3 protein-coding genes are annotated in these 1,671 nt (G+C 73.0%); all 3 read right to left on the reverse strand.

Going from position 1 to position 1,671, the window contains the following annotated elements; translation table 11 throughout:
• Nucleotides 1-22: 22 nt before the first annotated feature.
• Nucleotides 23-331 (reverse strand): putative WhiB-interacting protein, encoded by a 309-nt coding sequence (locus tag HCN52_RS26555; RefSeq protein WP_512700794.1) that lies wholly within the window; start codon nucleotides 329-331, stop codon nucleotides 23-25.
• Entirely contained in the window at nucleotides 328-690 is a 363-nt protein-coding gene (locus tag HCN52_RS24255) for a WhiB family transcriptional regulator (protein WP_168090559.1), read from the reverse strand. The genes HCN52_RS26555 and HCN52_RS24255 overlap by 4 nt, the downstream gene beginning before the upstream one ends.
• Nucleotides 691-794: 104 nt before the next feature.
• Nucleotides 795-983 (reverse strand): hypothetical protein, encoded by a 189-nt coding sequence (locus HCN52_RS24260; protein ID WP_168090560.1) that lies wholly within the window; start codon nucleotides 981-983, stop codon nucleotides 795-797.
• Nucleotides 984-1,671 lie beyond the last annotated feature (688 nt).

Genomic DNA, 1,671 nt, shown 5'->3' on the forward strand with positions numbered 1-1,671 from the left:
GCCGCCGGCGCCGGCCGGGCCGTCACATGACGGCGCGGGCCAGCGCCCGCCGCGCGCGGTGGGACGCGCGGGCGGCGCGCCGTTGCAGGCGTCGGGAGCGGCGTTCCAGCAGCAGCGCGGTGGCCAGGCGTTGGCTCTCCGCTTGCCGGAGCCGCTCGCTCATATGCGAGCGCGCCATGGCTTCGGGCATGAGTTCCATTCTTCGGTTCCTGTTCTGGGAGTGGCGCGGGTCTTCCTGCGCCGGAGTTCGTGGGGTGGGCACGCGGGTGTCCTTGGCGTCGTCCAGGTGGGGGTCGTGCGGCATCGGCGCGCCGATCGTTCCGGGGGTCACGACGCGGGGACCGGGTTCTTGCGGGGGCGGCCGCGGGGCCGCTTGCGGGGGACGACGACCCCCTGGACGAACAGCTCGCCGCCCCAGACGCCCCAGGGCTCGCGACGGTCCTTGGCGCCCGCGAGGCATGCCTCGCGGAGCGGGCAGGTGCCGCAGAGGGACTTGGCGTACTCGACGTCCTCGGGGGACTCCGCGAAGAAGACCTCGGGGTCGTAGCTGCGGCAGGGGACGCCGGTGTCGAGGCGGTCGATGGCCTCGTCGAGCTCGTTCAGGGTGAAAAGAGGGGTCACGGTGGGCTTCTCCGGATCCGGTGGTGAGTGCAGGTCGGGCGATGACGGGGCGGTGACTGCGAGTTGCACGGAGGTGTCCTCGTCTCGTGTCGGTCTCTGTTCAGGGCAAACAGAAGGGCCGCGGTCCCCTGACGGGGTTCCGCGGCCCTGGAGGCGCCGACCTGACTCACGAATCAGGTTGGATCGGTCCAGGGATCGAGCCCGCGGAGGGCCCACATCGGGTGGAGCTGGGACTTCTGCTGTCCGAACAGCTGGGCGGGTGCCTCGGCGACCACACCGGCGACGGCAAAGCCGTAGGCGGTAGCGGTCCGCTCATTGGCGACCACGGCGACGGGGGCGAGGGCTGCGCCTCGCTCACGCACGGCAGCGACCGGGGTCACTGCCGGGATGAAGCCGCCACGGACACCGCTGACAGCGGCAACCGTCGTACCGGCGCCTCGGCAGGCGACGGTGACATGACCGGTGTTGGTGATTGCGGACACTGGAATCGCCTCCCTTCGGCGTGTACGGGACCGGCTCGGCCGGTCGTGGCTGCGGGGCTGTTCGGAACTGCGGAGCCGGTCGAGGAGAGCCTCTTCCAGCGCCGTGAAGCACGCTATGCGTATCGCTCGGTCCTGCGCAAACTATTTTCCCGAGGTTTTTCCAGGACCTTCCCCGACCGTGGTGCGGCGAGCCGCCGCGCGCCGCCCGGTCACCGCCCCGACCAGCGGTTTCCGGTTGCCTCGCTGCTCGCCCGACCGGGCGCGGTGGGATGCGGAGGGGTCACATCCGGTACCCGGTCGCCTGCTGCCGTCCGCTGCCGTCCCAGGACCGCGGCACGGCTGCGGCTCCGGGCGCAGCGGGTGGGGGCAGCGGGTGGGGGCAGCGGGTGGGGGCGCGCGGCCCGCGTCGTTCGGCGCGGGCCGGCACGAAGAAGGAGCGGTAGCACCGCCCCGGCGCGGCGGCGGATCGGGCTCGGGCGCGACACCGCTCACCGGAGCCGACTCCTCGCGGCTACCGCCGGGCTGGGCGCGATCACCCTCGCCACCGTCGACACCGCGCTCACCCCCG

This window comes from Streptomyces bohaiensis, assembly GCF_012033785.1.
In the GTDB taxonomy this organism is placed as follows: Bacteria; Actinomycetota; Actinomycetes; order Streptomycetales; family Streptomycetaceae; genus Streptomyces; species Streptomyces bohaiensis.